This window comes from Streptomyces sp. NPDC006872, from assembly GCF_040635845.1.
Lineage (GTDB): Bacteria > Actinomycetota > Actinomycetes > Streptomycetales > Streptomycetaceae > Streptomyces.
On the sequence record NZ_JBEYIL010000004.1, the window covers coordinates 510,883 to 537,771 of the forward strand.

Annotated in this window: 14 protein-coding genes and 1 pseudogene; 11 read left to right on the forward strand and 4 right to left on the reverse strand. The window is 72.0% G+C overall.

What is annotated here, in order from left to right; translation table 11 throughout:
- Positions 1 to 11 precede the first annotated feature (11 nt).
- The 9 genes and pseudogenes from ABZ725_RS15250 to ABZ725_RS15290 all read left to right on the forward strand — a co-directional run.
- Positions 12 to 992, forward strand: a complete 981-nt coding sequence (locus ABZ725_RS15250; protein ID WP_358803150.1) for an alpha/beta fold hydrolase — start codon at positions 12 to 14, stop codon at positions 990 to 992.
- 38 nt (positions 993 to 1,030) lie between these two features.
- Positions 1,031 to 1,843: an LLM class F420-dependent oxidoreductase gene (locus tag ABZ725_RS15255; RefSeq protein ID WP_358803151.1), complete on the forward strand. Its 813-nt coding sequence runs from the start codon at positions 1,031 to 1,033 to the stop codon at positions 1,841 to 1,843.
- Positions 1,844 to 2,086: 243 nt separating this feature from the next.
- On the forward strand, positions 2,087 to 3,871 hold the full coding sequence (locus tag ABZ725_RS15260; RefSeq protein ID WP_358803152.1) for an ABC transporter ATP-binding protein: 1,785 nt from the start codon (positions 2,087 to 2,089) through the stop codon (positions 3,869 to 3,871).
- The gene (locus tag ABZ725_RS15265; protein ID WP_358803153.1) at positions 3,868 to 5,655 is read left to right on the forward strand and encodes an ABC transporter ATP-binding protein; all 1,788 of its coding nucleotides are present in this window, start codon (positions 3,868 to 3,870) and stop codon (positions 5,653 to 5,655) included. The genes ABZ725_RS15260 and ABZ725_RS15265 overlap by 4 nt, the downstream gene beginning before the upstream one ends.
- A 67-nt stretch (positions 5,656 to 5,722) precedes the next feature.
- The gene (locus ABZ725_RS15270) at positions 5,723 to 6,895 is read left to right on the forward strand and encodes a pyridoxal-phosphate dependent enzyme (RefSeq protein ID WP_358803154.1); all 1,173 of its coding nucleotides are present in this window, start codon (positions 5,723 to 5,725) and stop codon (positions 6,893 to 6,895) included.
- 55 nt (positions 6,896 to 6,950) lie between these two features.
- Positions 6,951 to 11,519 carry an SDR family oxidoreductase gene (locus ABZ725_RS15275; RefSeq protein WP_358803155.1) on the forward strand — a complete coding sequence of 1,523 codons (4,569 nt, stop codon included), beginning with the start codon at positions 6,951 to 6,953 and terminating at the stop codon, positions 11,517 to 11,519.
- Positions 11,516 to 16,189, forward strand: coding sequence for an SDR family NAD(P)-dependent oxidoreductase (locus ABZ725_RS15280; protein WP_358803156.1), 4,674 nt, complete (start codon positions 11,516 to 11,518; stop codon positions 16,187 to 16,189). Before ABZ725_RS15275 ends, ABZ725_RS15280 begins: the two co-directional genes overlap by 4 nt.
- A gap of 144 nt (positions 16,190 to 16,333) precedes the next feature.
- Positions 16,334 to 16,927 (forward strand): cysteine dioxygenase family protein, encoded by a 594-nt coding sequence (locus tag ABZ725_RS15285; RefSeq protein WP_358803157.1) that lies wholly within the window; start codon positions 16,334 to 16,336, stop codon positions 16,925 to 16,927.
- Between the two features lie 34 nt (positions 16,928 to 16,961).
- Positions 16,962 to 19,601: pseudogene (locus tag ABZ725_RS15290) on the forward strand (amino acid adenylation domain-containing protein); the annotation flags it as partial.
- A gap of 66 nt (positions 19,602 to 19,667) precedes the next feature.
- Here the strand turns inward: ABZ725_RS15290 and ABZ725_RS15295 are convergent.
- Positions 19,668 to 20,819, reverse strand: coding sequence for an exo-alpha-sialidase (locus tag ABZ725_RS15295; RefSeq protein WP_358803158.1), 1,152 nt, complete (start codon positions 20,817 to 20,819; stop codon positions 19,668 to 19,670).
- A gap of 212 nt (positions 20,820 to 21,031) precedes the next feature.
- Between ABZ725_RS15295 and ABZ725_RS15300 the strand changes: the two genes are divergently transcribed.
- Positions 21,032 to 21,613 carry a hypothetical protein gene (locus ABZ725_RS15300; RefSeq protein WP_351912820.1) on the forward strand — a complete coding sequence of 194 codons (582 nt, stop codon included), beginning with the start codon at positions 21,032 to 21,034 and terminating at the stop codon, positions 21,611 to 21,613.
- Between the two features lie 419 nt (positions 21,614 to 22,032).
- On the opposite strand, the gene ABZ725_RS15305 is transcribed toward ABZ725_RS15300, so the two are convergent.
- Positions 22,033 to 23,775 carry an acyl-CoA dehydrogenase family protein gene (locus ABZ725_RS15305; RefSeq protein WP_358803159.1) on the reverse strand — a complete coding sequence of 581 codons (1,743 nt, stop codon included), beginning with the start codon at positions 23,773 to 23,775 and terminating at the stop codon, positions 22,033 to 22,035.
- A gap of 74 nt (positions 23,776 to 23,849) precedes the next feature.
- Here ABZ725_RS15305 and ABZ725_RS15310 point away from each other — a divergent pair, with 74 nt between their 5' ends.
- Positions 23,850 to 24,602 (forward strand): PaaX family transcriptional regulator C-terminal domain-containing protein, encoded by a 753-nt coding sequence (locus tag ABZ725_RS15310; RefSeq protein ID WP_358803160.1) that lies wholly within the window; start codon positions 23,850 to 23,852, stop codon positions 24,600 to 24,602.
- Between the two features lie 126 nt (positions 24,603 to 24,728).
- Here ABZ725_RS15310 and ABZ725_RS15315 read toward each other — a convergent pair whose 3' ends face one another.
- Together ABZ725_RS15315 and ABZ725_RS15320 are read right to left on the reverse strand one after the other, a co-directional pair.
- The gene (locus ABZ725_RS15315; RefSeq protein ID WP_358803161.1) at positions 24,729 to 25,541 is read right to left on the reverse strand and encodes a pectate lyase; all 813 of its coding nucleotides are present in this window, start codon (positions 25,539 to 25,541) and stop codon (positions 24,729 to 24,731) included.
- Between the two features lie 49 nt (positions 25,542 to 25,590).
- Complete coding sequence (locus ABZ725_RS15320; RefSeq protein ID WP_358803162.1) at positions 25,591 to 26,568, reverse strand: polysaccharide lyase family 1 protein; 978 nt, start codon at positions 26,566 to 26,568, stop codon at positions 25,591 to 25,593.
- Positions 26,569 to 26,889: the final 321 nt, after the last annotated feature.

A 26,889-nucleotide genomic window follows, 5' to 3' on the forward strand; every position in this document is an offset into this window, starting at 1 on the left:
AAAGTGCCGTCATGAACACGGAATTCGAAGCACGCCGAGAGGCCGTCGTGCGGGCGTGGCGAGAGACGCTGGAGTCCGAACCCGCCTCGGACGACGAGGACTTCTTCGAGGCCGGAGGCAATTCCATCCTCGCGGTGGAACTCCAGCGCCGGCTGACCGCGGCCCTGGGCCAGCGGGTGCCCCTGCGCCGACTCCACGACCACCCCACCGTCCGCGGCATCCTCGGACTGCACCCGCCGCGGCAGTCCCGGGCCGCGGAGGCCGAAGCCGCCGGCCCACCCGCCCTGACCCTGTACTGCCTGCCCTATGCCGGCAGCTCCGCCCGGATCTACGAACCGTGGAAGACCGGGCTGCCGTCCTCGGTGGCCGTCACACCACTGGAGCTGCCGGGCCGCGGAGCCCGCTGGCCCGAGCGCCCCAAGACCGAGCTGGAGCCCCTCCTCGACGACCTCGCCGAGGCGATGGACGAGGCGCGCCACACCCCGTACGCCGTCTTCGGCCACAGCTTCGGAGGCATCCTCGCCTTCGAACTCGTCCGCCATCTGCGCAGCCTGGGATTCCCACCGCCCCGGCGCCTGCTGGTCTCCGGCTGTCCGGCACCGCATCTGGCCACGCCTGCCGAGACCACGTACGACCTCTCGGACGAGGAGTTCACCGAGCGGCTGCGGCAGCTGCGCGGCACCCCCGAGGAACTCCTCGACAACGAGGAGCTGTTGGAGCTCTACATCCCGATCATCCGGGCCGACTACACCATCCTCGACCACTACAAGGCGCCCGAGTCCGAACCTCTCGACTGCCCCGTCTCGGTGTTCTACGGACGCGGGGACGACGACGCGGGACGGGACGTCACGGAGCCGTGGAGCGCGTACGGCAGCGAGCCCGCGACGATCGAGGAAATCGCCGGAGACCACTTCTTCCTCCGCGACGCCGAGGAAGAACTGCTGACGAAGATGGCACGGCATCTCGGGGCCCCGGCGCCCGGCAACCCGTGACCGGCACACACGAACGGCGATTCCGAAGAGAGAAGCTCATGTCCAACCCCCCCTACGCCCCGCGGCCCGTCCGCATCGGCGTACAGATCCAGCCGCAGTACTGCTCCTACGCCGAAATCCGCCGCGCCGCCGCCCAGTACGAGGAACTCGGCGTGGACGTGCTGTTCAACTGGGACCACTTCTTCCCCGTCTACGGAGCCGCCGACGGCCAGCACTACGAGTGCTGGACCATGCTCGGCGCCTGGGCCGAGGCGACCTCCAGCGTCGAGATCGGGCCGCTGGTGAGCTGCAACTCCTACCGGAACCCCGATCTGCTCGCCGACATGGCGCGCACCGTCGACCACATCAGCGACGGCCGCCTCGTCCTCGGCATCGGCGCCGGCTGGAACGAGAAGGACTACCAGGAGTACGGCTACGAGTTCGGGACACCGAAGACCAGGCTCGCGGCCCTGGCCGAGGGACTGGAGCGGATCGAACGACGCTGGCAGCGGCTCAACCCCGCGCCCACCCGGAAGATCCCCGTCCTCGTCGGCGGCAACGGTGAGCAGAAGACCCTTCGGCTGGCCGCGCGGTACGCCGACATCTGGCACGGCTTCGGCGACGCCAAGGAACTGGCGCACAAACACAGCGTCCTCGACGCCTGGTGCAGGGAGATCGGCCGCGACCCGGACGAGATCGAGCGATCGACACGGGTGTTCCGGCGCACCCCGGACGAAGTCGGCCAGGACCTCATGGAGGTGGGCACGCGCTTCATCCAACTCGTCGCCCAGGCACCGCACTTCGACCCGGCTCCCGTCAAGGACTGGCTGGACTTCCGGGACGACATGAACAAGGGCCTCGTCGCGTCCTGAACCAAGATCACGATCTCTTGACACGCCGGGGCGGCTCTAAGAGTATGGCCAGCACGCTGCGGTGGTGTGCGTACGAAGTCCCGCCCGACAGCAGCGTTTTCGGCCGTGTGAGGGTGTCCCTCCCCCCGCAGCGCCCCCCACGCAAAGCCCCCACCGTGACTGCGCGCTCCGCGGCGGTCCACGGCGGTCCGCGGCCAAAGGCCCACCCACGTAGATGAATCACCCCGTATGAGGACGGCCGAGATGACCGAAGGATCCGACCTGCCCACCCACGAGCGCCGGGTTCCCTACACCGACCCCGGGACGCCGGACGTCCGCAGCCCGGCCCGCTATCTGTGGTGGCTGGTCGTGATGCAGCGCGGCCGGATCCTGCTCGGCTCCCTGTGGGGTTCCCTGTGGATGTGCGCGCTGATGCTGCCGCCCTACTTCATGGCCCGAGCCATCGACGACGGCCTCAAACAGCGGGACACGGACACGCTGCTCCTCTGGGTCGTGGCCATCCTGGTGGCCGGCGCGGCCATCGCCTGTCTCGGAATCCTGCGGCACCGCACCATGACCCTCATCCGCACGGACGCGGCCTACCGGACGGCCCAGGTCGTCGTCCGCCAGGTCACCCGGCTCGGCGCCACGCTGCCGAAACGGGTCTCCGTCGGCGAACTCACCCACCTCCAGGCCGGCGACATGGGCCGGATCGCCCAGACGCTCACCATCACCGGCCCCGGAGTCGGCGCGGCCATCGCCTACTCGGCCACCGCCGTCCTGTTGTTCACCATCTCGGCCGTCCTCGCCGGCGTCGTCCTGCTGGGCGTCCCGCTGCTCGCCCTCGCGGTCGGCCCCCTCCTCGAGAAGCTGCACGGCGCCGAGGGCACCTACCGGGAACGGCAGGGCGAGCTGACGGCCCGCGCCGGCGACATCGTCTCCGGACTCGGCGTGCTGTGCGGCATCGGCGGCAAGGCCGTCTTCGGCAAGCGGTACCGGGAACGGTCGCAGGCGCTGCTGACCGACGGCTACCGGGTCGCCTCGTTCACCAGCTGGGTCCAGGCGATCGGCGCGTGCCTGCCGGTGATCTTCCTCGCGGCAGTCACCTGGATCAGCGCCAGGATGGCGGCCGCCGGCACGATCACAGTGGGCGAGATGGTCGCCGTGTACGGCTACGTCGCCGCACTCCTCGTACCCGTGACGTTCTTCATCGAAGGCGCGGACGACCTGCCCCGCGGGCTCGTCGCCGCCCGACGGGTGATCGACATCCTGGCCCTCGACCCGGAGGTCGAGGACGGGGCGAGCCCGATGGCGGCCCCGGCCGGCCCGGCCGCCCTGCACGATCCGCACTCCGGACTGACGCTGGAACCCGGCCGGATGTCCGCCCTCGTCTCAGCCCGCCTCGACGAGGCACGGGCGGTCGTCGACCGGCTCGGCCGCTACACCGACTCCGACGCCACCTGGGGCGGCACTCGGCTCTCCGACCTCGAACTGACCGAGGTGCGGCGCCGCATCCTGGTCGCCGACAACGACGCCTACCTCTTCGCCGGCGCGGTCCGCTCGGTCGTCTCCGTCCGCGACGACCACACGGCCGACGAACTCGACAGGGTCCTGCGCACCGCCGTGGCCGAGGACATCGTCGAGGCCCTGCCCGACGGCCTCGACTCCCGGATCGACGCCCAGGCCCGCAACGTCTCCGGGGGACAGCGCCAGCGCCTGCGCCTGGTCCGGGCCGTACTCGCCGACCCCGACGTGCTGCTGCTCGTCGAACCGACCTCGGCGCTCGACGCGCACACCGAGGCCACCGTCGCCCAACGCGTCCTCACCGCCCGGCAGGGCCGCACCACGCTGATGGTCAGCACCTCACCCCTCATCCTCGACCGGGCAGCCCAGGTCTCGTACCTGGTGGACGGCGAGGTGGTCGCCGTCGGCACCCACGGCGAACTGCTCGTCTCCCATCCGGGCTACCGGGACCTCGTGCTCCGGGGCGCCGCCGAGAGCGAACCGTCCGCGCACGCGACGGCCCTTCAGGAAGGAACCAGCCGATGAGCCGCCCGAACGAGCCATGGCGGCTCCCGGTCGCGGACCGTGCGACCGTACGCCGGGCCGGCCTGGCACTGATCAAGGCCGACTGGCGGTCCATGGTCGTCGTCGTCCTGCTCGCCGGCCTCGCCGCCGTGGCCGGCCTCGCGGGGCCGTGGCTGCTCGGCAGGATCGTCAACCGGGTCGAGGCCGGCCACGCCTCCACGTCCGCCATCGACCAGCTGGCCCTCGGCGTACTGGCCTGCGCGGTCGCCCAGCTGGTGCTCACCCGATTCGCCCTCAACCACTCCCACCGGTTCGGCGAGCGCGCGCTGGCACGACTTCGGGAGGAGGTCGTGGACCGGGCGCTCGCCCTGCCGGCCCGGGTCGTCGAACAGGCCGGCACCGGCGAGCTGATGACCCGTGCGTCGATGGACGTCGGCACCGTCGCCGGCACACTGCGCACCGCCATCCCGGACGTGTTCATCGCCGCGATGCAGTTGCTGTTCGTCTTCGTCGCCGTCTTCGTGCTGCACCCGCTGCTGGGGCTGTGGGCCCTGGTCGGCATGCCCCTCGTCTGGTGGGCCGCCCACTGGTACCTCGCCCGGGCCAGGACCGCCTACCTCGCCGAGGGCGAGGCCGCGTCCTCGGTGGCCGAGATCGTCGCCACCACTGCCGAGGGCGCCCGCACGGTCGAGGTCTTCGGCCTGCGCCGACGCCGTGTCCGGGACGCCGACGAGGCCATCGGGCAGGCGTACGGCGCCGCCCGCCGCACCCTGTTCCTGCGGACCGTGCTGTTCCCCGTCACGGAGTTCGCGCACTCCCTGCCCGTCGCCGTGACGCTGCTGGTCGGCGGGTACGCCTACCTCGACGGCTCGATCAGCCTCGGCGTGGTCGTCGCCGGCAGCCTCTACATGTGGCAGCTCGTCGACCCGCTCGACCGCGTGCTGATGTGGATGGAGCAACTGCAGCGCAGCGGCGCGGCGTTCGCCCGGATCAAGGGGATCGGCATGGTTGCCGCCGAGCGGCGGAGCGGCGTGCCCGCACCCGCCGACGACCGCATCGAGGTACGCGCGGTCCACTACTCCTACGTGGACGGCCACGACGTGCTCAAGGACGTGGACCTCACCGTCCGCCCGGGGGAGCGGCTGGCTCTGGTCGGCGCGTCCGGTGCGGGCAAGACCACCCTCGGAAAGCTCCTGTCCGGCGCGGACACCCCGCGCACGGGCAGCGTCGTGGTCGGCGGCGTGCCGGTCGCCGACCTCGCCGCCGCCGACGAACTCGGCAACCGCGTCGTGCTCGTCACCCAGGAACACCACGTCTTCATCGGCAGCCTCCGCGACAACCTGACCATGGCGGCTCCCGAGGCCGACGACGAAAGGCTGCTGGAGGCGCTCGCCGTGGTCGGGGCCGACTGGGTCAAGGATCTGCCCGACGGCCTCGACACCCAGGTCGGCTCCGGTGGGGAGGAACTGGACGCCGCGCAGGCCCAGCAACTCTCCCTGGCCCGGGTGGAGCTGGCCGACCCGCACACACTGATCCTCGACGAGGCCACCTCGCTGCTGGATCCCGCGACCGCACGGCACGCCGAACGGGCGATGGCCGCCGTACGGGCCGATCGGACCGTGATCGCCATCGCCCACCGCCTGCAGACCGCGCGCGACGCCGACCGCGTCGCCGTCGTGGAGGACGGCCGGATCGTCGAACTCGGCTCGCACGACGAGCTGGTCGCGGCCGGCGGACCGTACGCGGCGCTGTGGTGCTCCTGGCACGGCAGGGGCGCCACCGTCGACGAGGGGCGCGCGGGTTGATCCCGGCCCGTCCTTCCCGCACGACACGTATCGCATCCGGATCCACGAGATCGAGGGGGACGACGCAGTGCCTCAGGACGAGAAGAGCCAGGGCGGCGCAGGGGGCACGTACGCACTCGCCTGTATGCGCTGTGACGTCGAACTCGAACCGGCACTGGTGTACCGGTGCCCGGACTGCTCCGGGGCCCTGGAGCCGCGCTACCCCCTCCAGGGCGCGGCGCGGCGCGACGACGAGGTCCCCGAGCGGGCGTACTTCGACTTCCTTCCGCTGAGCTCACCGGACTTCCTGGACGACGGCATCACGCGCCGTACGCCCTGCCGTCCGGCACCGAGGCTGGGCGCCGCCATCGGAGTGCCCGGACTGTGGACGAAGGACGAGTCGCGGCAGCCCACCGGCACCACCAAGGACCGGCTGGCATCGGTCGTCCTGGCCGTGTTCCGTCAGTTCGGGGTCAAGGAGTTCGTGGGGTCGAGCACGGGCAACAGCTCCACCGCGCTGGCCCGCGCGGTGCTGCGGGACTCCGCGATACGCGCCCACTTCTTCTGCGGCGAGGACTTCGTCTCCAACCACGAGGTGCCGGACCACGCCAGAACCACGCTCACCGTGGTCCCGGGCACCTATGTGGGCGCCTCGGCAGCGGCCCGCCGCTTCGCGGCCGAACGGGGGCTGCACCTGGACGCCGGATTCTTCAACTGGGCACGCCGTGAAGGGCTCAAGCTGGCCTACCTGGAGGCCGTCGACGAGATGGACCGCACGCCCGACGTGATCGTCCAGGGCATCAGCAGCGGAATGGGTCTGGTGGCAGCCCACAAGGGCATGCGCGAGTACCGGCTGACCGGCGCGATCGAGCGGATGCCACGGTTCCTCATGGTCCAGGAGGAGTCCTGCGCGCCCGCCGCCACCGCCTGGCGGGAGGGCCGCCGCGAACTGACCGACACCGACCGGATCGACCGGCCCCAGGGGCTGGCCACGGCGATTCTGCTCGGTGACGGCGCCCCGTACTACCCCTATCTGTACGACATCGCGTCGCAGACCGGGGGAGCCATCGTCTCGGTCTCACGCCAGGAGCTGATCGAGGCCCGGACGATGCTGCGGGAACTGGAGGGCCTCGACGTCTGCTACGCCTCGGCCGCGACGATCGCGGCGGTGCGCAACGAGGCTGCCGCGGGGCGGATCGACGAGGACGCGATCGTCCTCGTCAATCTGACCGGGCGCAGCCGGACGGACGCACCCGTCTGACCGGGGCGCCGAGAACGGCCGAGAGACACATGCTCGCTGCGGGGACGGGAGACCGATGACAGACCAACAGCTCGACGAGTACACGGACAGCCTGGACATAGCGGTGATCGGCATGGAAGGCCGGTTCCCGGGGGCTCCGGACGTCGACGCCTACTGGCGCAACATACGTGACGGGAAGTGCTCGGTCACCTTCCTGTCCGAGGAAGAGCTCCTGCGGCGCGGGGTCGACCCGGCGCTGGCCCGCGACCCGCTGTACGTGCCCGCGACCAACGAGCTGGCGGACATCGACAGCTTCGACGCGGAGTTCTTCGGCTACTCGCCACGGGAAGCCGAACTGATGGACCCCCAGCACCGGGTGCTCCTCGAATGCGCCTGGGGCGCGCTGGAGAAGGCCGGTCACGACCCGGCCCGCTACGACGGGCTGATCGGCGTCTACGCCGGCGCCGGCACCAACACCTACCTGCTGTTCAACGTGGCGGCGAACCGCCGGGCCGCCGACATGCTGGGCGGCAGCCAGGTCATGATCGGCAACAGCGGTGACTTCCTCGCCTCGAGGGTGTCGTACAAGCTCGGCCTCGAAGGCCCCAGCGTCAACGTCCAGTCGGCCTGCTCGACCTCACTGGTCTCGGTCGTCCTGGCCTGCCAGGCACTCCTCTCCTTCCAGTGCGACATGGCACTCGCCGGCGGTGTCGCCGTCGACGAGTCGAAGCACAAGGGCTACCTGTACGCCGAGGACGGCATCTTCTCGCCGGACGGCCACTGCCGTTCCTTCGACGCGGACGCCCGGGGAACCGTCGGCGGCAACGGCGTCGGCATGGTCGTGCTGAAACGGCTCGGCGACGCGATCGCCGACGGGGACCACATCCACGCCGTCGTCAAGGGCGCCGCCCTCAACAACGACGGTGACCGGCGCGTCGGTTTCACCGCGCCCAGCGCCGACTCCCAGGCATCGGTCATCACCACCGCCCTTGCGAACGCCGACGTGGAACCCGAGACCGTCGGATACGTCGAGACGCACGGCACCGCCACGATCCTCGGGGACCCGATCGAGTTCGCCGCGCTCACGGCGGCGTTCGGCGCGGGTGCCGACAGGCGCAGCTTCTGCGCACTCGGAGCCGTGAAGACCAACATCGGCCACCTCGACGCGGCCTCCGGCATCGCGGGGCTCATCAAGGCCGTCAGCGCCGTCGAGCACGGGCAGATCCCGCCCACCCTGCACTTCAAGCAGCCCAACCCGCGCATCGCCCTGGACGACAGTCCGTTCTTCGTCAACACCGAGCTAGTGCCCTGGCCCGTCGCCGACGGCCCGCGCCGCGCCGGAGTGAGCTCGTTCGGCCTGGGCGGCACCAACGCGCACGTCGTGCTGGAACAGGCCCCGGACCGTCCCGCGCCGGGCTCCTCGGGCTCCTCGGGCCCCTCGGGCCAGGAGCAGCTCATCGTGCTCTCGGCCCGCAGCGACACCGCGCTCGACGCCATGTCCGACCGGCTCGCCGACCACCTGCGCGAACACCCGGACACACCCCTGGACGACCTGGCGTTCACCCTCCAGATGGGCCGCAAGTCCTTCAACCACCGCCGGGTGCTCGTCGCGTCCGACCCGGCGGACGCCCTCGACGCCCTCGATGTCCGCGACGACGGGCGCATCCTCAGCGCCGGCCGTGCCGGAGACGGACACCGCCCGGTCGCCTTCATGTTCAGCGGCTTCGGCGAGCAGTACCCGATGATGGCGGAGCGCCTCTACGAGACCGAACCCGCTTTCCGCGAGGCGCTCGACGAGTGCGCCCTGATCCTCGACCCGCTGCTCGGCCGGGACATCCGCGAGGTCGTCCTCGACCGGACCGCCGCGCGCCGCACCGAGGGCGACGGGAAGCCGGACCTCCGGCGCATGCTGATGGGCGCCCGGATCAGCGACCACCCGCTGGACCAGCCCACGCTCGGCTACCCGGCCGTCTTCGCCGTCGAGTACGCGCTGGTCCGACTGTGGCGCTCCTGGGGAGTCGTCCCCGAGGCGATGATCGGCCACAGCCTCGGCGAGTACGTGGCCGCGTGCGTCGCCGGCGTCTTCTCCCTCCAGGACGCCCTGCGGCTGGTCGTGGAACGCGCCCGGCTGATCTCCGACTGCGGCGAGGGCGCCATGGTGGCCGTGCCCCTCACCGAGGAGGAGGTCGGGCGACACCTCACCGACGAGGTGTCCGTGGCCGCCCTCAACGACCCGCGCACCTGCGTGCTGGCCGGCCCGCCCGAGGCGATCGACCGGGTGAGCGCCGCTCTGGAGGCGGCCGGGGTGGTCTCGCGACGGCTCAACACCCGCTTCGCGTTCCACTCCCCGATGATGGACCCGGTGGTAGAGCCGTACGCCGAGGTCGTGCGCCAGGTGCGGCTGAACCCGCCCGCCATCCCCTTCGTCTCCAACGTCAGCGGCACCTGGATCACCGAACAGGAGGCGACGGACCCCGACTACTGGGCCCGGCACGTACGGCTCCCGGTCCGCTTCGCCGACGGCATGCGCACTCTGTGGGGCGTGGACGACGTCGTCCTCGTCGAGGTGGGCCCCGGCCGGGCGCTGACCTCGGCGGCGATGCAGCATCCGGCGAGCGCGGAGGTCGCCGACCGGGTCGTCGTGCCGTCGCTCCCCGACGCGTTCACCGCGGAGTCCGACCGGGCGACCGCGCTCAGGGCCCTCGGCCGGCTGTGGCTCGCCGGAGTCACGCCCGAGTGGGAGGGCCTGCACGCGCACGCCACGCGCCATCGGGTGCCCCTGCCCCCCTACCCGTTCGCCCGCTCCCGGTACTGGCTCGACGCCGACCGGCGCGACCGGAGCGCGGCCGCGGCCGAGGAACGGGCCCGGATGGACGACTGGTTCTACGACACCTCCTGGCAGCGGATGGGACCCGTGGAGGACACCCTCGCGGCGGCCGATCACCGCTGGCTCGTGTTCGCCGACGACGGCGGCCTCGGCGGCGACATCGCCGCCCGGCTGTCCGCGCTGGGCGCCCCCGTGGTGACCGTCACCGCGGGACCGACCTGGCAGGACGACGGATCCGGCCACGTCGTCATGGATCCCGCGCAACCCGACCACTACGGGAGACTGGCCGAAAGCCTGCGCGCCCGGGAATCCTTCCCCGACCGGGTCGTGCACTGCTGGGCCGCGGACCCGGCCCCCGAGACGGACGACCGTGCGGCGGCCGAGGACATCCTGCGACGCGGTTTCCACAGCCTCGTGCGGTGGGCCCGTGCGTGCGAGCCCGAGCTGATGGTGGGCGAGCAGCACTGGACCGTGGTGTCCAGCGAGACGTACCCGGTACTCGGCGACGAGCCGATCAGCCCTGTCAAGGCCACCGTCCAGGGTGTCTGCAAGGTCGCCCCGCAGGAGTACCCCTCCCTGCGCTGCACCCAGATCGACGTGCCCGTTCCGGCCGGCCGGACCGGCCTCGCCGACCGGGTGCTCGCGGAACTCGCGGGGGAGACCGGCAGCGGAGTCGTCGCCCTGCGCGGCACATCGCGCTGGCGCCAGGTCCTCGTACCGGCGCCGCTCACGGCGAACGCCGGGTCCGGGCTGCGGCCCGGCGGCGTCTATCTGATCACCGGCGGGCTGGGCAAGATCGGGCTGGTCCTCGCCCGGAGCATCGCCGCCGGCGCCCCCGGTGCGCAGCTGATCCTGATGGGACGTACGGGACTGCCCGACCGCGGCGGTTGGGACGGCGAGCACGACGCCGCCACCACCGCGACCATCGCAGCCGTCCGCGAGCTGGAGGCCATGGGCGCCACGGTCGTGATCTCCGCCACCGATGTGGAGGACCCCGACGCGGTCGCCGCCGCGGTGGACAAGGCCGTACAGGAATGCGGTCCCGTCAACGGAGTCGTCCACGCCGCCGGCACCACCGGCCCCGCCGCCCACCAGGTGCTCGCCGAGCTGACCGACGCCGACTGCTCCCGCCACTTCGGGCCGAAGCTGCACGGCGTACACGTACTCGACCGGGCGCTCGCGGGCCAGCCCCTCGATTTCGCGGTGCTCTGCTCCTCCGTCGCGGCCCTTCTCGGCGGACTCGGATTCACCGCGTACTCCGCCGCCAACGCCTTCCTCGATTCCTTCGCCCGGCGGGAGCCGTCGCCCGACCGGATCCGGTGGACATCGCTGAACTGGGAGGCATGGCACTTCCCCGGCGCCGACACCGCGCAAGCCGGCATCGGCGCCGCCGTCCACCAGGTCGCGATGAGCCCGGACGAGGGGCGCACGGTCTTCGAGTGCCTCCTCGGCGCGAGGTGCCGCCCCCAGGTCATCGTCTCCACGACCGACCTGGACGAGCGGGTCCGGCAGTGGTCCGCCCCCGTCCAGGACATCGCCGCGGTGGAGCAGCGCCACGCCCGCCCCAGCCTGCGCAATCCCTACGTGGCTCCGGCGACCGACCTGGAGCGTCAACTCGCCGGCATCTGGGAGGAACTGCTCGGGATCCAGGCGGTGGGGGTGCAGGACAACTTCTTCGAACTCGGAGGCAGCTCGTTGCTCGGCCTGCAGGTGGTGCACAGACTGCGCAGCGGCCTCGGGATCGCGGTCCCGCTGACCGTGGTGTACGAGGGCCCCACCATCCGCTCGCTGGCCGGCCTGATCGGTGAACTCGCATGAGCCGGGACCGGGACATCGCGATCGTCGGCATGGCGGGACGCTTCCCCGGCGCCCGAGACCTCGACGAGTTCTGGGCGAACATACGGGACGGTGTGGAGAGCGTCTCCTTCTTCACCGACGAACAACTCCTCGCCGCAGGCGCCCCGCCGGACCACCTCGACCAGCCGAACTTCGTACGCGCCGGCGCCTGTCTGTCCGGCATCGACACGTTCGACGCCGAGTTCTTCGGCTACACGGCCCGCGAGGCGGAGATCATGGACCCGCAGCACCGGGTCTTCCTGGAGACGGCGTGGCAGGCGCTGGAGCACTCCGGGTACGACCCGGCCCGGGTGGGCGGAGACATCGGCGTGTTCGCCGGGGCCGGCAGCAACGGCTACCTGGCCCACGTCTACTCCCACCCCGAGATCGTCGAGACCACCGGCGGCACGCAGATCCTGCTCGGCAACGAGCTGGGCTTCCTGTCCACCCGGGTCTCCTACAAGCTCGACCTGCGCGGCCCCAGCGTCTCGCTGCGCACCGCGTGCTCCACGTCGCTGGTCGCCGTGCACCTGGCCTGCCGCTCGCTGCGCGAGCGGGAGTGCGACATGGCGCTCTCCGGCGGTGTCTTCCTCAACCTGGAACAGGAGCGGGGCTACCTCCACCAGGAGGGGTCGTTCGTCTCCCCGGACGGACACTGCCGCCCCTTCGACGCCCGTGCCGCCGGCACCCTGTTCGGCAGCGGCGCGGGCGCGGTGGCGCTCAAGCGCCTCGACGACGCCCTCGCCGACGGCGACACCGTCTACGCCGTGGTCAAGGGCTCGGCGGTCAACAACGACGGAGCGGTCAAGGTCGGCTTCACCGCGCCGACCGTGGCCGGGCAGGCGCGGGTGATCACCGACGCACTGCGCGACGCCGGCACGGACCCGGGCGCCATCGGCTACGTCGAGGCGCACGGCACCGGCACATCGCTCGGCGACCCGATCGAGATCCGCGCCCTGACCCGGGCCTACGCGGGCGTGCCGTCCGAGACGGTCGCTCTCGGATCGCTCAAGTCGAACTTCGGCCACCTGGACGCGGCCGCGGGTATCGCGGGACTGATCAAGACGGTCCTGTCCCTGTGGCACGAGACGCTGCCGGGCACCCTGCACTTCGAATCCCCCAACCCGGACATCGACTTCGCCGCCGGGCCCTTCGCCGTCCAGCGGGACACCACCCCGTGGCCGCGCTCCGAGTCACCCCGGCTGGCCGGTGTCAGCGCCTTCGGCTTCGGTGGCACCAACGCCCATGTCATCCTCCAGGAAGGTCCTCCCGAGGGCCGGCCCGGCGTCGGGCCGGAGGGTGAACCCGCGCGCGCCTCGCACCTCCTGGTGCTGTCCGCGCGCGACCGTGCGGCGCTGGACGAGCTCAGCGACGCGATGGCCGGGCAGCTGCGCCGAGGGCAGGCACGGCTCGCCGACGTCGCGTACACCGCGGCCGTGGGCAGACACCGGTTCCCGGTGCGCCGGACCGTCACCGGACCCGACGCCCCGTCCGTCGCCGCCGCTCTGGAGGCGCGGGACGCGGCACGGGTGACGACCGGCGAGTGCGGCGGGGCGGTTCCGCGGGTCGCGTTCCTCCTCAGCGGGCAGGGCGGCCAGTACCCCGGCATGGCCGGGGAGCTCTACGCGCACGAGCCGGTCTTCCGCGACGCCATCGACCTCTGCCTGAAGGAACTGGCGTGCGGCGGCACCGACGCCCGCCTCCCGGAGCTCCTGCTCGACGCGGTGGACGCCGAGGCCGCCTCCGCCGAACTCAGCCGGACCGCGCTCGCCCAGCCGGCTCTCTTCGTACTCGAATTCGCCCTGGCACGGCTCTGGGAATCCTGGGGCGTCGAACCCGCCGCCCTGCTCGGACACAGTCTCGGCGAGCTCGTCGCGGCCTGCCTCGCGGGAGTCTTCACACCGCAGGACGCCCTCCGACTGGTGGCGCTGCGCGGAGAGCTGATGCAGGAGCAGCCGACCGGAGCGATGCTCAGCATCGTCGCCGACCGCACGACGGTCGAGTCCCTGCTGCCCGCCGAGATCTCCCTGGCCGCCCACAACGGCCCCAAGGACTGCGTCGTCTCCGGGGACCACGCCGCGATGGCGGCGTTCGCCGCGCTGCTCGCGGAGCGGGGTGTCGCGAGCCGGCCCGTCAGCACCTCGCACGCCTTCCACTCGCCGATGATGCGGCCCATGGTGGAACGGTTCGTCGCCGCCGTCGCGGCCGTACCGAGGCAGGCGCCCCGCACCAGGTTCGTGTCCAATGTGACGGGCACCTGGATCACGGACGAGGAGGCGCAGGACCCGGCGTACTGGGGCCGACACGTACTGGCCCCCGTGGAGTTCGACGCCGCCGTGCGCACCCTGGCGGAGGAACCCGACCTCGTGTTCCTGGAGATCGGCCCCGGCCAGACCCTCACCAGCCTCGCCCGGCGCATCGTCACGGGCGGAGCCCCCCGCCTGGTCACCTCCTCACTGCCGCACCGGCAGGACAGGAGACGCCCGGTGGAGGCCGCGCAGCGCGCCCTCGGACAGCTGTGGCTCGCCGGCGTCCTACCCGACTGGGCCGCCTTCCACGGCCACCCGCACCAGGGTGGGCCGCGCCGTCGGGTCGCCCTGCCCACCTACCCGTTCCAGCGGCAGAGGTACTGGCTGGACCGGCGGGCCGAGCCGGCCGCGAGCGCCCCGGCGACCCGGCGCGTCGAGGTCACGGACTGGATACAGGCCCCGTCCTGGGAACGCACTGTGCTGCCCCAGGCCCCTGCCTCCTGGACCGACCGGCACTGGCTCGTCTTCGAGGACCGGCAGGGACTGGCCGAGGGGTTGACAGCCCGACTGCGCCGGGACGGAGCCCAGGTGACCACGGTCGCCGCGGGAGACCAGTGGTCGCAGGAAGCCGGTCGCTTCACGATCGACCCCGTCGACGGGGACCACTACACGCGGCTGTTGCGGGCACTGAACGAGCAGGACCGTCTGCCCACCCGTATCGCGCACTGCTGGAACGTCACCGACGTCACCGACGTCACCCACGCCGCCGCCGAGTCGCAGAGCACCGACGCCGACCCCGCCGCCCGATTCGCCGTCGCCCGCCGCGCCTTCGACGAGCTGCTGCTCCTCGCCCAGGCACTCAACGGCCACCCCGACCACCCGGACTGCCACATCTGGGTGATCAGCAACGGGCTGCACCAGGTCATCGGCACCGAGCAGCTCATGCCGCTCAAGTCCACCCTGCTCGGCCCGGCCCGAGTCATACCGCGCGAACACTTCGGGCTCGGCTGCCGCACCGTCGACATCGTGCTCGACGGCGAGCGGATCGAGCGCACCGTCGACCAACTGGTCCGCGAGTTCTCCGTGCCGCCCGCGCACGCCTGCGTCGCCTACCGGGGAGCGCACCGCTGGTCCCAGACCTATGTCCCGGCGCCGCTCCCACCCGCGGACCGCACACCGTCCGCCCTGCGCGACGACGGCGTCTACCTGATCACCGGCGGAACCGGCGGGCTCGGACTCGCCCTGGCGGAGCATCTGGCCCGCCCGGGCCGCCGACTGGCCCTGCTCGCCCGCACTCCCGTCCCGCCGGAGGAGGAGTGGGACCGCCGACTCGCCCAGCCCGGCGGCGGCAGGGTCGCCGAAGTCATCGAGAACGTGCGCCGCATCCGGCAGCGGGGCGCCGAGGTACTGCTCCTGACGGCCGACGTCTGCGAACGAGACCAGGTCGAGGCGGCGGTCGCTGCCGTGGTGGCCCGGTGGGGAAGCGTCCACGGCGTCTTCCACGCCGCGGGCCTGGCCGGCGGTGGCCTGATCCAGCTCCGCACACCCGAGGACGCCGCCCAGGTCATGGGTCCGAAGGTGCTCGGGACGCTCCACCTCGACCACGCACTGGCCGCGCAGCAGCTCGACTTCCTGTTCCTCTTCGGCTCCAACGCCGCCCACGTGGGCGACTTCGGCCTGGCCGACTACGTGGCGGCCAACAGCTTCCTCGACGCGTTCGCCCATGCCCACGCGGCCGAACGCCGGGTGCTCACCGTCGACTGGGGCCCGTGGAAGGACGCGGGCATGGCCGTCACGACGGACCTCCCGGACGCGCTGGCGGAGATCCGCGGCAAGGATGTCGCGGAACGCGGCATGGCCTCGGCGCAGGCCCTGGAAGTGCTGGAACGAGTCCTCTCCTCATCCCCCGAACCGCAGCTGATCGTGTCGCCCGTGGACGTCAAGGCCCTGATCGAGCGGGCCTTCACGCTGGGCGCGGACGCCGGCGGCGACGAACGGCTGGCCGGGCTCGGCACACCGCAGACCCTCCATCCACGCCCGGAGATCCCCAGCGCCTACGCCCCACCCGACGGGGAGACCCAGCGACAGCTGTGCAAGGCGTGGCAGGACATGCTCGGCATCGACCAGGTCGGCGTGCACGACAGCTTCTTCGACCTCGGCGGCAGCTCCCTGATCGCCATCCAGCTCGTGTCGACCGTCAACAAGTCCCTGGGCGCCGCGCTCACGGTGGCGCAGTTGTACGAGGTGCTCACCGTCGCCGGGCTGGCACGGCTGGTCGACGGCGTCGACGCCGAACAGGCCGAGGCGGCCGGACACGCGATCGAACAGGTCAAGAGCCGGGCCAACGCGCGTCGGCAGCACCAGCAGAACCGGATGGCCAGGGCCCGCGCCCGCCGGACCTGAGCCCGAGACCGACACCGGCCGCACCACGCACGAGCCGGCGTACACCCCCAGAAGAGAACGCCACCACCCACCGACCGGTGGCAGCGGCCGGTGGCGTCCGGTGCTCCCAGAAGGAGCGCCGAGCGCCGCACGAAAGGACTCAAGATGCTCGCCCCCTCCTCCCGGGGAATGCGACTGAACGGCCTTGTCAGCGAGATCCGCGACGCGCTGCACGCCCCGGCCCCCGGCCGGCCCGAGCAGACCGGCCGACGGGTCGCGGACGTCGTCGCCGGCCATCTGCACCACGACGACCTGCTGACCGACGACCAGTTGACCGCCGATCCGGCCCGCTACAAGCAGCACGTCCTGCACATCGAGCCGGACGGCACGTTCTCCGTCGTCGCGCTGGTGTGGCTGCCGGGCCAGCGCACCCCGATCCACGACCACGTCTCCTGGTGCGTGATCGGCACCTACAGGGGAGCCGAGGAGGAGATCCGCTACCGCCGCGTCGAGGAGGACGGCTCACCGCACCTCGTCCCCGTCGACATCACCGTCAACCACGTCGGAACCGTGGCCTTCCTTGCCCCGCCGGGGGACATCCACGAGGTCCGCAGCGCGACCGACGGTCTCACCGTGTCCCTGCACGTGTACGGGGCCGACATCGGCGCGCTCGGCACCAGTATCCGGCGACGTTACGACCTGCCGGTGCGGTCGCCGCGCGCCGCCCTCGGGCGAGCGCAGCGGTCCGCCAGGCGGTAAGGGGAACGACATCATGGGGGACAGCTTGCGCAATCCGCCGAGTACCCTGCCCGAGCTGTTCTCCGCGCAGGTGGCCCGAACGCCCGAGGCGGTCGCGCTCGTCGCCGACGGCACCGTACTGACCTACGCCGAACTGGACGCCCGGGCCGAGCGGCTGGCCCGTGCGCTGGCGGCCCGCGGCGCCGGGCCGGAGACCGTCGTCGCGGTGAGCGTGCCGCGTTCCGTGGAACTCGTCCTGGCTCTGTACGCGGTGCACAAGACGGGAGCGGCCTATCTGCCGGTCGACCCGGGGCACCCGGCCGAACGGGTCGCGCTCATGATCGAGGACGCACGGCCCCTGACGGTGCTGACGGCCGACGACATCCGGGACCTGTCGGCGCGGGAGGGGACGCAGGACACCCCGCTGCCCCCGCCGCCGCACCCGCTCACCACCGCGTACGTGATCTACACGTCGGGGTCGACCGGACGACCGAAAGGCGTCGCCGTACCCCACCGCGCGATCGTCAACAGGCTGAACTGGATGCAGGCCCGGTACCCGCTCGCCGCCGACGACCGGGTGCTGCAGAAGACCCCGGCCGACTTCGACGTGTCGGTATGGGAGTTCTTCTGGCCGCTGAGCGTCGGGGCCTGCCTCGTCGTGGCCGAGCCCGGCGGCCATCGGGACCCGCGCCACCTCGCCGAACTCATCCGGTCCCAACGGGTGACCACCGTCCACTTCGTCCCTTCGATGCTCAGACTGTTCCTCGACGAACCCACAGCGGCGGCGTGCACCGGGCTGCGCCGGGTCTTCGCCAGCGGAGAAGCCCTCTCCGGCGAGCTGCGCGACCGGTTCTTCCCCGTCCTCGGCGGCGCCGAACTGCACAACCTGTACGGCCCCACCGAGGCCGCCGTCGACGTCTCCCACTGGCAGTGCCGGGCGGACGAACCGCCGGGGCCGGTCCCGATCGGGCGACCCGTGTGGAACACCGGGCTGCACGTCCTCGACGCCGATCTGCGGCCGGTGGATCCCGGCGCCACCGGCGAGCTCTACATCACCGGCGTCCAGCTGGCACGGGGATACGTCAACCGGCCGGACCTCACCGCGGACCGGTTCCTCCCCGACCCGCACGGGCCGCCCGGCAGCCGTATGTACCGCACCGGTGACCTGGCCCGCCTGCGCCCGGACGGCGCCCTCGACTACGCCGGCCGAACGGACCACCAGGTCAAGGTACGGGGCATGCGCGTCGAGCTCGGTGAGGTGGAGGCCGTACTGGCGAGGCGGCCCGGAGTGGCGGCCGCCGCGGTCGTGGCCCGGCCGGACGGGACGGGCGGCGCGCAACTCGCCTGCTACCTCGTCCCGGACGCCCGTGAGGCGGGTGCCCTGCTCCAGGTGTGCCGACTCGAACGACAAGGTCTGCTGAGTGCCGACGAGCGCTACGCACTGCCCAACGGCATGGTCGTCGCATCGGCCAATCACACCGAGACGGACTTCGTCTACCAGGAGATATACGAAGGCCGCGAGTATCTGCGCAACGGCATCACCCTGCCGGACGGGGCGTGCGTGTTCGACGTCGGGGCGCACATCGGGCTGTTCACGCTCGCGGTCGCCCGGTCCCGCCCGGACGCAGTCGTCCACGCGTTTGAGCCCATCCCCGCTCTGTTCCGCCTGCTGGAGCTCAACACCCGCATCCACGGCGCCGACGTCAGGCTGTTCCCGTGCGGGATCGGTGAGAAGGAGGGCACGGCGACGTTCACCTACTACCCCGGTCTCTCCATCATGTCCGGGCGGTTCGGCGACACGGCACAGGAACGCGGTGTCGTGGAGGCGTACGTACGCAACGACCTCTCCGCGACGGGCGTCGACGACCCCGCAGCCGAGGCCGACCTCGACGCGCTGCTCACCGATCGGCTGAGGCACGAGGAGGTCGTCTGCGAGCTGCGGACCCTCTCCGACGTCATCCGCGAGACCGGAGTGGACCGCATCGACCTGCTGAAGATCGACGCGGAGAAAAGCGAACTCGAGGTCCTCAACGGCATCGACGACGTGCACTGGCCCCTCATCCGCCAGCTGGCGATCGAGGCACACGACGTGGGCGACCGGGTGGCCCGCATCAAGGACCGGCTCCTGGCTTTCGGCTACACCGTCGAGGTCGAAACGGCGCCCCTGCTCACGGGCACGGGACTGGTCACGATGTACGCCGTCCGCCCCGGCCACGCGACGGACGTCCCGGCCCCGCCCGTGGCCCAGCCGCGCTCCGGGCGGGCACTCCCGTCCGACCCGGACCTCTTCGTCGAAGAGGTCCGCCGCGACGCGGCCCGGCGCCTTCCCGAGCACATGATCCCGTCGTCGTTCACACTGCTCGACGCGTTCCCGCTGACACCCAACGGCAAGCTCGACCGCACAGCGCTTCCGGACCCGATCCCGCGCACCGCCGGCTCCGGCACAGCCCCGCGCAACCCGCAGGAGGAACTGCTGCGCGCCCTGTTCGCCGAGGTGCTCGACCTCCCCGGGATCGGGATCGACGACGACTTCTTCCGCCTGGGCGGGCATTCCCTGCTGGGCATCCGGCTGACCGAGCGGATCCGCTCGGTCTTCGGCGCCGACCTGAGCATCCGGTCCCTCTTCGAGGCGCCGACCGTGGCCGGACTGGCCCGACTGCTGGCGGACCGGGAAGGACTCGACGCGCTGGACTGATTTTCCATGATCCCGCCGATCCCGCCGATCCCGGCGATCCCGGCGAACTTGCCGGTCGCTTTCGCGTCATCCGACCACCGCGGCCCGTACGCACAGCACGTCCGGCAGATGCGCGGCCAACTGCCGCCAGCTGTCGCCGTCGTCGGCGGAGGCGAACACCTCGCCGTTGCGGTTGCCGAAGTACACCCCGGCCGGATCCGCGTCGTCCGTGCGGAGCGCGTCGCGCAGGACCGTGCCGTAGTGGTCCTCCTGCGGCAGCCCGACGGTGAGCGGCTCCCAGCTGCTCCCCGCGTCCGAGGTACGGAAGACGCGGCAGCGGTGGTCGGCGGGGACCCGGTCCGCGTCGGCGTTGATCGGGAACACGTACGCCGTGTCCCCGCGGCTCGGGTGCGTGGCGACGGCGAAGCCGAACGTGGAGGGCAGACCCGCGCCGATGTCGGTCCACCGCCCGCCCGCGTCGTCGCTCCGGTAGACGCCCCAGTGGTTCTGGAGGTAGAGGCGGTCCGGGTTCGCCGCGTCCCTCGCGACCTTGTGCACGCACTGGCCGAACTCCGGGTTCGGATCCGGCAGGAACACCGCGGAGACGCCGGAGTTGGAGGGCGCCCAGCTCGCGCCGCCGTCGGTCGTGCGGAAGACGCCCGCGGTCGACACGGCCACGGTCACGGACTTCGGGTCACGCTCGTCGGTGAGGACCGTGTGCAGGCCCTCCCCGCCACCGCCCGGCACCCACTGGGAGCGGGTGGGGTGCTCCCACAGCGGGCGGACCAACTCGAAGCTCTCGCCGCGGTCCTCCGAGCGGTACAGCGCGGCCGGTTCCGTGCCCGCGTACACCACGTCCGGCTCGGCGGCAGACGGGTGCAGCTGCCAGACCCGCTCCAGCGAGGCCTCCGTGTCCTGCGGGAACCTGACGGCCTGTCTGGCCGGTTCGGTCCAGGTCCGGCCGAGGTCGTCGGAGTGGAACACCGACGGGCCCCAGTGCGCGCTGTCTCCGCCGGCCAGCAGCCGCGGGCGGTCGCCGCGGGTGTCGACGGCGACGGAGTAGATCGCCTGTGCGTTGAAGTAGGGGCTTTCGTCGAACTCCCAGGTGCCACCGCGCCGGCGCCCGATGAACAGGCCCTTGCGCGTGCCCACGGCGAGCAGTACCTCGGTCATGCCGATCACCTCCGCTGTGTCTTCGACGTCTTTGTCCCGGACACCGGCCAGTCTGCACCCCGCCACTGACAGTCACCTCTGGAAACACCGTCGCCGCAGGTCACAGCGGTCACGGTGGGCTGCGACCGCCCGAGATCGGCCACTTTCGCGGGGACGCCTGCGCGGTCGCCGGGGCGCGTGGGACCGTCGGGACGAGGCGATCGCTGAGCATCGGGCCCGCCCGCCGCGTATGGGAGGGCAGCCGGGATGTTCATGTGTTCATGAGGAGGAAGCCTTCGATGGCGTTCCGTGGTCCGAAGGTGTGGCTGTGGCGCTGGCGGCGCAATCCGCTCAAGCGTCGCGCCGACACGGTGGAGTCCTGGGTCGTGCTCGGCGTGTGGGCGCTGACCGTCCTCGCCGGGGTGCTGGCGGGGTTGGCGACCGCGGGGTCCGTCGAGAACGGTCTGGCGCGCGAACGCGTCGAGTGGCGGCCCCTGGTGGGGCGACTGACCGAGCAGGCCCCGGGCAAGGCCTCGGCGACCGGTTCCTCCAGCGGCGATCAGGTGTGGGCGAAGGTCGGCTGGACCGGGCCGGACGGCTCCGGGCACACCGGCCAGGTCCGGGTCGGCCCCGGCAGCGCCGCCGGCACCCCGATCACGGTCTGGACGGACCGGCAGGGCCGCCTGGTGACCCAGCCGGCCACCGCGGCCCAGGCCAGACTGCGCGCGTCCCTCGTCGGCGGCCTGGCGGGCGTCGGCGCGGCCGCACTGCCCCTCGCGGGCGGCCGCGTCCTGCGGGGCCGCCTCGAGCGCCGACGCGTCGACCAGTGGGACACCGACTGGGCCCGCTTCGCCGCCCTGTGGGGCCGCCCGACAGGCTGACCCGGCGACGTCGTCGCCGGAGGGACGCAGTGGGCGCAGCGGCTCGACGAGCGGCGCGCCCGGCGGACGCGCCCGGCGGACCAGGGTGGCTCAGGGGCCTGGGGGCGGCAGGGCCGGAGCGGGGACCACTCCCCGGGCGGACCGAGGGCCGTCGGCACCAGGTCGGCCGGAAGGCACGCGTGCGTGCGCAGGCCGCGAGTCGGCCCGGCGCGGCGAGGCTCGGTCCCGGAGTGATCCTCTGGCACCGAGCGCGCGGCGGTCCGCCGAGGAACCGCGCGATCGCCGTGCCGGCCGTGCCCGCCGTGCGGCGTGCTCTCGCATCCGGATCTCCGGTCGGCGGCCGGACGGAGCCCTCGGTACCGGCTTCTCGGCTCCCGCGCCCCGACTCTGCGCCGGTGAAGCCTCCGCGGCGGGAGGGGTCAGTTCGTGGGGGGAAGGCTCCGGTCCAGGATCGTGTCGAGATCGGCGCCGTCCGGGAGCGTGCCGAAGGAGTGGCCCCAGTCACCGGCCAGCCGGGTCGCGCAGAAGGCGTCGGCGACGGCCGGCGGGGCGTGCCGGACGAGGAGGGAGGCCTGGAGGGCGAGGGCCATCTGCTCCACCAGACGGCGCGCGCCGGCCGGTGTCGCCTCGCCCAGCCGGGCCTTCAGCCGCACGACGGCCGTGTCGAGGCGGGCGTCCGCCCCCTGCGCCAGGGCGAGTTCGCCGAAGAGGGCGTCCGCGGTGGCCGGCTCGCGGCTCAACGCCCGGAGCACGTCGAGGGCGTTGACGTTGCCCGAGCCCTCCCAGATCGACAGCAGCGGCGCCTCGCGGTAGTGCCGGGGCATCCCGGAGTCCTCCACGTAGCCGTTGCCGCCCAGGCACTCCAGGGCCTCCGCGGTGAAGGCCGGACCCCGCTTCGTCACCCAGTACTTGCCGACGGCGGTCGCGATCCGCCGGAAGGCCTGCTCGCCGGCGTCCCCGCGCACCGCCCGGTCGGCCGCCCCGGCCAGCCGCAGCGTGAGGGTGGTGGCGGCCTCCGACTCCAGCGCCAGGTCGGCCAGGACGTTGCGCATCAGCGGCTGGTCGAGCAGTCGCGCCCCGAACGCGCTGCGGTGCCGCACGTGATGGCCCGCCTCGACGAGCGTCTTGCGCATCAGCGTCGCCGACATCGTCACGCAGTCCAGGCGGGTGCAGTTGACCATCTCGATGATGGTCTTCACACCCTGTCCCTCGGGCCCGACCAACCAGGCCACGGTCCCGTCGAACTCGGGCTCGGAGGACGCGTTGGAGCGGTTGCCCAGTTTGTCCTTGAGCCGCTGGATGCGGAACGTGTTGCGGGTGCCGTCGGGCAGTACGCGGGGCACGAGGAAGCAGGACAGCCCGCCCGGAGCCTGCGCCAGGACCAGGAAGACGTCGCACATCGGCGCCGAGGTGAACCACTTGTGCCCGCGCAGGGTGTACACGCCGGGCTCCGCGGTGGGCGCGGCCGTCGTCGTGTTCGTCCGGACGTCGGAGCCGCCCTGCTTCTCGGTCATGCCCATACCGGCGAGCAGACCGCGCTTCTCCGTCGGCGTCCGCAGTCCGGGTTCGTACGCCCGGCTCGTCAGCAGCGGCTCGTAGACGGCGGCGAGCTCCGGCTGGCGGCGCAGGGCGGGGACGGCCGCGTAGGTCATCGACGTGGGACAGCCGTGCCCGGCCTCCGTGTGCCCCCACGCGAGACCGCCCGCCGTGCGCGCCACATGCGCGCCGGGCCGGTCGTCCGCCCAGGGCGCCCCGGCCTGCCCCTCGGCGACGGCGACCCGCATCAGCTCGTGCCAGCTCGGATGGAAGTCGACCTCGTCGACCCGGCGCCCGTAGCGATCGTGCGTGCGCAGCACCGGCTCGTGCCGGTTGGCCAGGTCGGCCCACTCCTGCGCCTCGACGCCGCCGGCCAGCAGTCCGATCCGTCGGACGTCCGGCTCCGCCCACCCGGCCCTCTCCCGGCGCAGCCCCTCCAGCAGGGCGGCGTCCTCGGCGGCGTCGTACGGAGCCAGTGGCGGCGGTTGATTGACGACGTCGTGAGTGACGTACGACGCCTGTCCCCGTGATGGCTCTGCCTGCAGCCGCTGTGTCTCCGACGGTTCCGTCTCCGACGGCTGTGGCTGCGACGGCTCTGTCCGGGACTGCGCGAGTGTGTAGACCATGCAGCCCATGTTGCACTCACGCTGCGGTTGTAGCAATAGTGCAACATCGGATGGCGCGCGTAGGGTACGTCCCTATGCGGATGAACGTCTCGGCGGAGCCCGGCGGGGTCGACCTGCCCCCGCTGTCGGCGCGGTCGGTGGTCCTGAGCCTGTTGCTGGGCACACACCCGCCCGAGCTCGCGGCGAAGGACCTGGTACGAGGGCTGGAGCTCTTCGGCGTCGGGGGATCGACGGTCCGTGCCGCGCTCAGCCGGATGGTGGCGGCGGGCGACCTGCGGCGGACGGACGGCGGCTACCGGCTCAGCGACCGGCTGCTGGAGCGTCAGCGGCGACAGGACGACTCCCTGCACCCGGACACGCGCGCGTGGGACGGCGACTGGGAGACGGCCGTGATCACCGCGACGGGCCGCGGCCCCGCCGAACGCGCCGAACTGCGCACCCGGTTGAGCGCCCTCCGGCTCGCCGAGCTCCGCGAGGGCGTCTGGCTGCGGCCCGCCAATCTGGGGCGGCCCTGGCCCCCGGACCTGGGCGACGTCCTCCAGCGGTTCACCGCCCGCCCCGCAGTACCCGCCCGGGAGCTGGCCGCGAGCCTGTGGCCGCTCGACGTGTGGGCGGAGACGGCCCGGGGCCTGCTCGCCCACGTCGATCGGACGGAACGGCCCGCCGACCGCATGACCGTCCTCGCCGCGGTCGTCCGGCATCTGCGCGCCGATCCGGTGCTGCCGGCCTCGCTCCTCCCCGCCGACTGGCCGGGCCCGGCGCTGCGCAGCACGTACGACCACCACCAACGGGAGCTCACCGAAACGGCGTTGGGACCGGGTCGATAGCCACGACGGCCCCAAAGGCGCGGCGGCCGTGCGAAGCGCCGTGCGGGGACGCTTCGTACGGCCGCCTTCTTACCGTGGGGGGACCGGGGAGTGGGCCGGGGGCGGAACGGGGGTCGAGCGGGGGGACTACTTGTACGTGATGTCGGACGACGCGTACTTGCAGTAGGTCCCGTCCGCGCTGGTGCCGTTGGTGGACGGCTCCGCGCCCGTGTTGTTGCCGATGTACTTCTGGCAGGGAATGATCTTCTTGCTGCTGTCCCCGACGATGGTGATCTTCTTCAGGGTCGCGCTGTCGCCGTAGTTGGTGTTGATGCCGACGAGCTTGTTCCCCGAGTAGGTCGCCTCGATGGTGTTCAGGTTGATCGTCCGCTTGTACTGCGTCCCGCAGTTGCCGCACGAGCGGACGAACGTGCCGAAGTTCTGCACCGCGAAGTTCGACACGTTCAGCGTGCCGGCGCCGTTGAACTGGAACACCTTGTCGCTGGCCGAGCGCGCGCCACCGCCCGAGACGGTGTACACGTTGGACGACGAGGAGCCGCGGAAGGTCGCCGCGTCCTCGCCGACGTCCTCCCACCAGACGTTCTGCAGCGTGCAGCTGCCCTGGCAGTGGATGCCGTCGGCGGCGGGCGCGCCGATGATGACGTTCTTCAGGACGGCGCCGGCCGCGAGCTCCAGGATCGGGTCCTGGTCCTCGTTCTGGCCGCCGCTGCCGAGGTCGCCGCTGCCGTAGAGGCGCTTCATCCCGTAGTCCTTGGTGCCGGAGACGGGGATGGTGGCGGTGACGGCCTGACTGCCGGTGGCGGTGGGCCAGGTGGCGGCGCTCGCCGGGGTGAGCGCGCCACTGGTCATGATCATGCCAACCGTGAGGCCGACGGCGGACAGCCCGCCGGTGAGAGCGCGCAAGCGCCTGGGTGAGCTCGCGATTGCTGGGGAAGTCATGTCCCGATGCCTTCTTCCAGGTGGGGGATGGGGGGAGTGGTGTGGTCGGTCAGAGCTTTCCGGCGCCCGCGCCGGACGTCACCGAGGCGACGACGGACGAGGCGGGCTCGGCGGTGTAGCTGTACGGCGGCTTGGTGAAGGTTCCGACCTGCGACACCTCGGTCGTGGCGCCGCCGAGGTCGTTGCCGGTCAGGTTGGCGTAGCCGTCCACGTCGCTGTCGCGGTTCGTGGTGACGGCGACCGGCGTCGAGCGGAAGACGTTGTTCTCGACGAGCATCTGCGCGCCCATGCGCGAGTGGACGGCCGTCTCGGCCCCGACGACGTAGTTGTCGTAGAAGTGGCCGGTGCCGAAGCGCAGGCTGGGGATGCGCGAGTAGACGTTGCTGAAGAGGTTGTGGTGGTACGTCACCCTCAAGTGGCCGGTGTCCTCACTGGAGTTGTTGTCGCTGTGGCCGACGAGTGAGCCCTTGTAGTGGTCCTTGAAGGTGTTCCACGACACCGTCACGTAGTCCGAGGCGTGGTTGATGTCCAGCAGGCCGTCGTAGTAGTCCTTGTCGTGATCGCGGTCGGCCGAGAAGGAGTTGTGGTCGATCCACACCTTGGTGGCGGCCTGGACCTCGATGCCGTCGGCGGGCTTGAGCGGTTTGCTGATGTTCAGATTGCGGATGACGACGTTCGTCACCTTCTTCAGGCGCAGGCCCCCACCCGTGAACCCGGATGCCGAACCGACGCCCAGGACCGTGGTGTTGGACCCGATGTCGACCTGACCGCTCAGCGAGATCAGGCCGTTGACCTTCACGACCTTCGCCGTGCTGCCGGTCACCGCCGTCTTGAAGGCGTCCAGCGTCGAGACGGTGACCGCGGTCGCGCTGCCGCCACCGGTCGTGCCGGCGCCGAAGCCGATCGGTGCGCTGTCGGCGGCGCCCGCCGACTGGGGGAGGGCGAGGACCGCCGCCGTGGCGAGAGCGGCGGCCGCCGCCACCAGAGCGGATCTCGGTGCGTGGGGGCGTGGGGGGCCAGTACGCATGCGGGTGCGTCCCTTCGGGGGAGGGGGGTGAGTCACGTGATGCAGGTGTTTCAGATATGTGACTGATGTTCGCCATGTTGAACGTCATGCACGGGCAGTGCGGCTCTTTGTGGGGATCGGGCGAGCGGCTCGGTCACACTGCTGAACGGAACGTAGGGGGCAAGCGCTTTCTAGTCAACGCTTCGCGCAGAACGCATTCGGCCGTCCGGCCGGCCTCGGCCGATCGGCAAGGGCTTCCGGGGAGTTGGCGTGGGAGCGCTTCCATGGCGAGCGTGTGCATGCCACCATGCGTTGCGGATGCTTCCCCCTTGGCGGCCGGGC